We start from the raw sequence: 2,083 nt of genomic DNA, 5'->3' as shown, positions 1-2,083 counted from the left end.
CTCCAGCGCCGCCCGCCGTGCCCGATTCGTCCTCCCCCGCCGGCTCCTCTTGGGGCGGCGTGTTCCCCGCCGCCGTCACGCATTTCGTGGGCGGAAACGGGTCGAACCGGAACGATCTGGACCTCGACGCCACCGCCAAGCACCTGCGGGCGATGCTGGACGCGGGGATCGACGGGCTAGTGATGCTCGGCACGGTGGGCGAGAACCCGGCCTTGGACGCGGACGAGAAGCTCGCCGTATTGAAGTGCGGTGTCGAGACGGCGCAGGCCCACGCCGCCGACGCCGGGACGACGCCGGTCCCGGTGCTGGCGGGCGTTGCGGAGAACACCACCGCCCGGGCGGAGCAGTTCGCCGCCGACGCCGCCGCGACCGGCGCCGACGGCCTGATGGCCCTGCCGGCGATGATTTATAAGGGCGACACGGGCGACGTCGCCGCCCACCTCAAGGCGACCGCCGCGGCCGGCGGGGTGCCGATCATGATTTATAACAACCCGGTCTCCTACGGGATCGACCTGAAGCCGGAGGACTTCGACCACTTCGTCGACGACCCGCTGTTCGTCGCGATCAAGGAGAGCAGCGAAGACCCCCGCCGGATCACGGATCTTTATAATCGCTTCGGCGACCGCTACCGCCTGTTCTGCGGGGTGGACGACGTGATTTTGGAGAGCTTCGCCGCCGGGGCGATCGGCTGGGTCAGCGGGCTGGTCAACGCCTTCCCCGCGGAGAATCGCCTGCTGTGGGATCTGATGACCGCCGGTCGCTGGGACGAGGCCCGCGAAGTGTATCGTTGGTATATGCCGCTGCTGCACCTCGATACCCGGCCGAAGCTGGTTCAATACATCAAGATGTGCGACGAAGCCTGCGGCTACGGGAACGCCCACTGCCGCCCGCCGCGTCTGCACCCCAGCGGGAAGGATTTGGAGGAGGTCTCCGCGTTGATCGCCGACGCGGTCAAGAACCGGCCGGACGTCGCCTCGTACGGAACCGGGGCGTGACTGCCGAGGCGCCCGACGCAGCATTAGAAGCGGCGCCCCTGCCCCGCACGCTGCCGGTCGTGGACACCCACACCGGCGGCGAGCCGACGCGGGTGATCCTCGACACGGACGGCAAACTTCTGCCGGCGCTGGCGAGCGGCTCCGCCGTAGAGCGTCGCGCGACGTTCGCAGCACGGTTCGACGCCCTGCGTCGGGCCGTCGTGGAGGAGCCGCGGGGGCATGAAGCGGTCGTCGGCGCCGCGGTGTTGCCGCCGGTCGCTCCGTTGGGGGGAGAGGAGGCCAGCGTGGCGTGCGTCGTGTTCTTTAATAACCGCAGCGTGTTGAATATGTGCGGCCACGGGACCGCCGGCGTGGCCGTCGCGCTGGCGCACGCGGGCCTGATCGAACCGGGCAAGCATCGCCTCGACACCCCCGCCGGCCCGGTCCCGTTCACCCTGCACGTGGACGGGCGGACCGTCACGCTGACGAACGTTCCCTCCTACCGCAGCGCGAAGGACATGGAGGTGGATATCGGTCGCGGGTCGCAGTCGCACGTCATCAAAGGCGACGTCGCCTGGGGCGGGAACTGGTTCTTCCTGACCGGCGCCGACGGCCGGGATCTCAGTTTGAAGAAGGTCGGCGCCCTGCTGCACGCCACCAAACGGATTCAAGCCTGCCTGAACGAACAGGGCGTGACGGGCGCCGACGGGGCGGAGATCGACCACGTCGAACTGTGCGGCCCGCCGGCCGACCCGCGGAACAGCGGCCGCAACTTCGTCCTCTGTCCCGGCGGCGCCTACGACCGCAGTCCCTGCGGGACGGGAACGAGCGCGAAGCTTGCCTGCCTCGCCGCGGACGGCACATTGGCGCCGGGCGAAGTCTGGCGGCAGGAAAGCGTGATCGGCAGCCTGTTCGAAGGCCGCTACGAACCCGGACCGCCGCTCCCCGACGGCACGCCGACGATCGTCCCCACGATCACCGCGACCGCGTTCGTCACCGGCGAGAACCGACTGATCTTCGACCCCGACGACCCGTTCCGCGGCGGGATCGTCTGACGACGGCTTCGTCTCCCCTCGCCCCCTTCAGGGGGAGAGGGGTCGGGGGTGAGG

General features: G+C 69.6%; 2 protein-coding genes. Both read left to right on the top strand.

From position 1 onward, the window contains the following. Positions 1 to 17 precede the first annotated feature (17 nt). Positions 18 to 995 carry a dihydrodipicolinate synthase family protein gene (locus LzC2_RS21255; RefSeq protein WP_171190023.1) on the top strand — a complete coding sequence of 326 codons (978 nt, stop codon included), beginning with the start codon at positions 18 to 20 and terminating at the stop codon, positions 993 to 995. Further along, positions 992 to 2,029 (top strand): proline racemase family protein, encoded by a 1,038-nt coding sequence (locus LzC2_RS21250; RefSeq protein WP_215907232.1) that lies wholly within the window; start codon positions 992 to 994, stop codon positions 2,027 to 2,029. Before LzC2_RS21255 ends, LzC2_RS21250 begins: the two co-directional genes overlap by 4 nt. Positions 2,030 to 2,083: the final 54 nt, after the last annotated feature.

Origin of the sequence: Alienimonas chondri, from assembly GCF_013036045.1 — a bacterium.
Lineage (GTDB): Bacteria > Planctomycetota > Planctomycetia > Planctomycetales > Planctomycetaceae > Alienimonas > Alienimonas chondri.
This window is presented reverse-complemented; position numbering and strand designations above follow the sequence as displayed.